Consider the following 5253-nt stretch of genomic DNA (forward strand, 5'->3'; position numbering starts at 1 on the left):
TGGAAGAGGAATGGTCTTTTGCTATTTTTCTTTGTAGACTTAAATTCCCGAATCAATTCTGAATGTAATTTTTAGTAAAGGCAAGAAATCTCACTCGCCGTTTGACACAAATCATCCACGCATGTTTTTCGGACAAGGTGGAACGCGTCCTCGGATGTCGTCAGAACGACGCTACATTCATCACGGTTGGGGCAAACAATCGATCGTGTCGGACGACTTGAATGTCCGACACGCCAGGCGTTAACGTAGCTTTAACGTACTTTAACGTAGCTTTAACGTAGCTTTAACGCGGCTTTAACGCAGCTCTGCCGTAGCCGGCACCAGGCTATCCGCATTGATATCGGCAATCTTGTGCGCCCCCGTCAAGGTCATGGCCACCTGCATTTCCTTGGCAAACAAGCTCAACAGGTTTTCCACCCCGGCCTGTCCTTCGGCGGCCAATGCATAGATGAATGCGCGACCCAGCATCACCGTGTCGGCACCCAGCGCCAACATGCGCACCACATCCAGCCCCGAGCGCACGCCCGAGTCCACCAGGATGGCCAGCTCGCCCTTGACGGCGCTGGCGATCTCGGGCAAGGCACGGGCGGTCGAGAGCACGCCATCGAGCTGCCGCCCACCGTGATTGGAAACCACGATGCCATTGGCCCCGAAGCTGACGGCCTGGCGCGCATCGACCGGGTCCAGGATGCCCTTCAAGATCATGTTGCCCTTCCAGGCGTCGCGAATCCACTGCAAGTCGTGCCAGCCGATACTGGGGTCGAAGTTGGCGCCCAGCCAGCCCACGTAATCCTCCAGCCCGGTCTTCTTGTTCAGGTAGGCCGAGACGTTGCCCAGGTCATGCGGACGACCCAGCAGACCCACGTCCAACGCCCAGCGCGGATGGGTCACGGCTTGCAGGTAGCGGCGCAGTGCGGCATTGGGACCGGACATGCCGGAATGACGATCACGATAGCGCGCGCCGGGCACCGGCATGTCCACCGTAAACACCAGGTTGCGCACCCCGGCCGCCCAGGCGCGATCGAGCACGTTCTTCATGAAGCCGCGATCCTTGAGCACATAGAGCTGGAACCAGATCGGCTGCTCCACCGCGCCCTGCACCTCTTCGATGGAGCACACCGACACCGTGGACAAGGTAAAGGGAATGCCGGCCTTGGTCGCTGCCCGCGCCGCCTGCACTTCACCGCGACGGGCATACATGCCGGTCAGGCCGACCGGCGAGAGCGCGATGGGCATGGCCAGCGATTGTCCCAGCAGCGTCGTGGTCAGATCGACCTGGCCGACTTTCTTTCACACCCGCTGGCGCAAGGCCACTGCCGCAGATCGTGCGAATTGCGCGCCAGCGTGTCCTCGGCATAGGCCCTTCATCGATGTAATCGAACAGGAAACGCGGCAGGCGGCGGCGTGCGCCTTCGCGGTAATCGAGCGTAGAAGAAATGATCATGATATGAAGGTCCTTGTGGAAAGAGAGGGTTATACCGACGCAGCGCGACGCGCACGGGCGGGGGCTTCTTCAAGGTCCAGCAAGCGGCGCTGGACGAATTCGAGATGGGCATTGGCATGGCTGCGGGCATCCTCGGCCCGTCCTTCCAGGATGGCGTCCAGGATCTGGCGATGCTGGCGGTCGAGGGCAGCGACGATATCGGGCAGGCAATAGAGCTGGCGCAGCGTATCGGCGATGCTGATTTCCAGCAGCCGCAACAGGCCCGACATCACCTGGCGCAGCACCACATTGCGCGACGCCTGGGCAATGGCGAGGTGGAATGCGGCATCGGTACGGGCCTGGGCCGCCAGGTCATCCAGCGGCGCCGTGGAGACCTCCAGATAGGCTTGTCGCAGGCGCTGCCGGTCCTGCTCATTGGCGCGCAGGGCGGCGAAATAGGCGGCATCGCCTTCCAGCGAAGAACGGATCTCGGCCACGTCCTTCCAATAGCCGGCATCGCTGCGCGCCAGTGGTGCCAGCGGCAGCAAGGCTTCGGCAATGGGGTCGGTCAGCGCGGCACTGTCTTGGCCGGCCACGAAGGTGCCACCACCATGGCGCGCCACCAGCAGCCCCTGGCTGCTCAGTACCCGGATCGCCTCCCGCAAGGAAGAGCGCGATACCCCGAACTCGGCGGCCAGCGTGCGCTCAGAAGGGAGCTTGCGTCCGGGCGCCAGGGCCCGCTCTGCAATGAAATGGGCCAGGCGATCGGTCAGGGCGGTAGCATTCATCATCGGCTCACGGGTATGTGGTAGGACCACTTTTTCAGCTTCTTAGGAAGAAATTGCAGTCGATTGTAGTATTCATACCCTAGGCATCTCAAATCATTCAAAAAGTGGTCCTACCACTTATTTTTCCCCAGCCATGAGCAAGTTGATTTCCCCCTCCATGCAAAGCCGCCTGGCCGCCGATGCGCGACGCATTGCCCGGCGCCTGGAATTGCGCTCCTTCCCCTTGTTGCAGGAACAATTCAGCGCCGCCGAAGGCTTGCGCGCCGGGGTCGCCATCGCCCTGCCCTTGGCCGCCGCCATGTTGAGCGGCCAGCGCTGGCTGGCCTGGGCGGTGTTCTCGGCGTTCTGGACCTGCCTGTGCGATGCACCGGGCCCGCATCGCCAGCGCCGCCAGCTGCTGGCCGGCTTTGCGCTGGCCGGCACGGTCGTGGCCTTCGTCGGTTCGTGGACTTCTTCCTGGACGCCCCATGCGGCGCTGCTCACGGCGCCGCTGATGGTATGGGTGACCGTCACCCTGACCGGCCTGATCCCCTACGCTGCCCTGCTGGGTACGCTGCTGGCGGTGGTAGCCGTGGTGGCGGCGGGTTTCCCCCATGGGCCGGCGCTGGCGGCGCTGCAGGCGGCCTCGTTTCTGGCTGGGGCGGCCTGGGCCTGGATATTGATCAACCTGGCCTGGCGCATCGATGAAAGCGCGGCCCTGCGCCAGGCGGCCAGCGCGGCCTTGCTGCGCATGGTCGACATGAGCAGCGCCCTGCTGGCCGCGCCGGAAGGACAGCATCGCGAGCAGAACTGGCACCCTGAACATGGCGAGCACCGCCGCGCCGTGCGGCTGGCGCTGGAGCGCCTGCGCGCCATGCTGCAACGCCACGCCGACGGCTCCGGCTCAGGCGCGGCGCCATCGGCGCGCCTGCTGGAATCCTGCGAAATGATCTTCAGTGCCCTCATCGCGCTGGAGCACGCCGCCATCCAGCAACTGGCCACGCCCACCCAACGGCGCCGTGCCGCGCGGCTGGCCTGTGTGGTGCTGCTGCGCGCCCATCGGCGCCTGGCGCACGCCAAAGGCGATGCGACGGGAGCGGATCACCGACACCGCTTGCCCCTGCGCGCTCCTGCGCCCCTCCCCGACCCGGTGATGGCCGGCTGCCAATGGGCGCTGCTGCAGGCCGATACCCTGCTGCTGTCGGATCCAGCCTGGGCCATCCGCGAAGCGGCCATCGCCAGCGCAAAAACCGCCGACAACGTTCCGCCGCAAGCCTGGAGCGTGCGCCTGCTCAAGAGCCTGCAACAGGGAGGCCGACAGGCGGCGGGCGTGGCCGCTGTGTTCTATGCGGCCGAAGCCTTCCACCTGGGCTACCCCTATTGGGCCACCATGGCCGTGGTGGTGGTGTTGCAAGGAGCGGCGCGCCAGACCTGGACCCGCTGCGTGGAGCGCATCCTGGGCAGCCTGCTGGGCGGTGCGCTGGCGCTGACGCTATTGCAATTGACCCAGGGTCTGGAGCCGGTACTGCCCGTGATCGCGGTACTGCTGGCCGGCCTGGCCATTGCGCTGCGGTTGGTGAACTACACGGTCTTCGTGGTGTTCCTGACCATGCTCTTCATCTGCGTGACCGAAATGCTGCAGCCGGGCGTAGGCATCGCCTCGGCGCGCGCGCTGGACAACCTCATCGGCAGCGCCGCCGCCCTGCTGGCTGCGCTGGCCCTGTGGCCGGACCTGGGTGCCTCGCCGCGTCAGCGCATTGCCGATGGGCTCAAGGCCAATCGCGCCTACCTGGAGGCGGTGGTGACCCATCAACCACCAGCAGCACTGCGGTACCTGCAACGCCAGGCCGGCCTGACCAGCATTGATGCCGAAACCGCCCTGCACGACCTGGGCGGACTGCGCCGCCGTCGCGACGGCCTGACCGATAGCGAGATGGCCTCGCTGCGCGAACTGCGCGAACTGGCCGGACGCGCCTCGGTGGAATGGCACCGGCAGCAGGCGCATCCGCAAGCCTGCTGAACCGGTCTTAGCGCGGCGAGACAAACCCCAGCTTGTCGAGGAACTCGCCGACGATGGGTTCCCAGATCTCGGTGCCGGCCGCAAAGAGCGTATGACCATTCTTGGCGAAGGGCGGCAGCAGACGATATTGGGCCGTGCCTCCGGCCTTGACGAAAGCGTCATACCAGGCCTTGCTGTGGGTCGGGCTGAAGTATTGATCGTTCTCGGTGTAGATCCATAGCATGGGTGCCTTAGCCTGCTGGCCGAACTGGGCATACATCTGTTCCAGGCGCTCCGGGGCGCAGGGATTGCCGGGGCGCTTGTCCGGGTCGCCGCCCGAGCCACCGGCAAAATTGATCGCCCCCACCAGGCCCGCAGGATCGCGTGCGGTGGTGGCCACGGTCAGGTAACCGCCGACCGATTGGCCCACCAGCAGGACACGCTTGGCATCGACGTAGGGCTGCTGCCTGGCATAGTCCAGCACGGCCAGGATTTCCGTGCTGCCGGCCGTGGCCATGGAGGCGTAATCCTTGCTGCCGCAGCTACCGCTGTCTTCGGGATCGAACTGCGTCATGGCGGCGCCATAACCGATACGGGTCGGCTCGAACACCGCAAAGCCGCGCTCGACGAAATAACGCACCTGCTTGGTGTAACGAAAACGCGGCGGCTCGCTGCGATTGGTGGGGCTGCGACCATGACTGAGAATGAGCACCGGGAACGGCCCCGGCCCGGCCGGCTTGAATTGCGTGATAACGACCTTGGCGCTTTCTTGCTTGCCGTACATATCCTTGACGGTGACGTCGATGGAACTGACGGATTCATTGATATCCGTGGCCAGTGACTGGGCCAGCACGGCAGAAGTGGGCAGGCACAGCGCCAGCACCAGCCCGGTCAGACGCAGCATTTCATCGGCCACGAAGTAGGGCAGGGTCGCTTCCTGTGTCGCTGCCTGGGCGATGTGTTGCGCGTAGTCCTTTAATTTATCCACAGCGTTTTTCAGCAAGCGGGCCTGGTCTCCCAGCACCGATACATCCTCGGCGTCGGCGCTCACCAGCGCCAGGAAG

3 protein-coding genes and 1 pseudogene are annotated in these 5253 nt (G+C 64.5%); 1 reads left to right on the plus strand and 3 read right to left on the minus strand.

The window, feature by feature from the left end; genetic code table 11:
- Positions 1-294: 294 nt before the first annotated feature.
- Positions 295-1444 (minus strand): annotated as a pseudogene (gene lldD / locus I5W_RS08405) (FMN-dependent L-lactate dehydrogenase LldD).
- Between the two features lie 29 nt (positions 1445-1473).
- The gene (locus I5W_RS08410) at positions 1474-2214 is read right to left on the minus strand and encodes an FCD domain-containing protein (RefSeq protein ID WP_083893498.1); all 741 of its coding nucleotides are present in this window, start codon (positions 2212-2214) and stop codon (positions 1474-1476) included.
- Between the two features lie 130 nt (positions 2215-2344).
- Between I5W_RS08410 and I5W_RS08415 the strand changes: the two genes are divergently transcribed.
- Positions 2345-4210: an FUSC family protein gene (locus I5W_RS08415; protein ID WP_044528884.1), complete on the plus strand. Its 1866-nt coding sequence runs from the start codon at positions 2345-2347 to the stop codon at positions 4208-4210.
- Between the two features lie 7 nt (positions 4211-4217).
- Here I5W_RS08415 and I5W_RS08420 read toward each other — a convergent pair whose 3' ends face one another.
- Positions 4218-5093 (minus strand): alpha/beta hydrolase family protein, encoded by an 876-nt coding sequence (locus I5W_RS08420; protein WP_148289067.1) that lies wholly within the window; start codon positions 5091-5093, stop codon positions 4218-4220.
- Positions 5094-5253 lie beyond the last annotated feature (160 nt).

Origin of the sequence: Herbaspirillum sp. B65, assembly GCF_000333555.1 — a bacterium.
GTDB classification, from domain to species: Bacteria; Pseudomonadota; Gammaproteobacteria; order Burkholderiales; family Burkholderiaceae_D; genus Herbaspirillum; species Herbaspirillum rubrisubalbicans.

What these genes read in the sequence shown, in the direction of transcription:
- I5W_RS08420 (WP_148289067.1), bottom strand. Translation starts at nt 5,093, where the DNA reads ATGCTGCGTCTGACCGGGCTGGTGCTGGCGCTGTGCCTGCCCACTTCT.
- I5W_RS08415 (WP_044528884.1), top strand. Translation starts at nt 2,345, where the DNA reads ATGAGCAAGTTGATTTCCCCCTCCATGCAAAGCCGCCTGGCCGCCGAT.
- I5W_RS08410 (WP_083893498.1), bottom strand. Translation starts at nt 2,214, where the DNA reads ATGATGAATGCTACCGCCCTGACCGATCGCCTGGCCCATTTCATTGCA.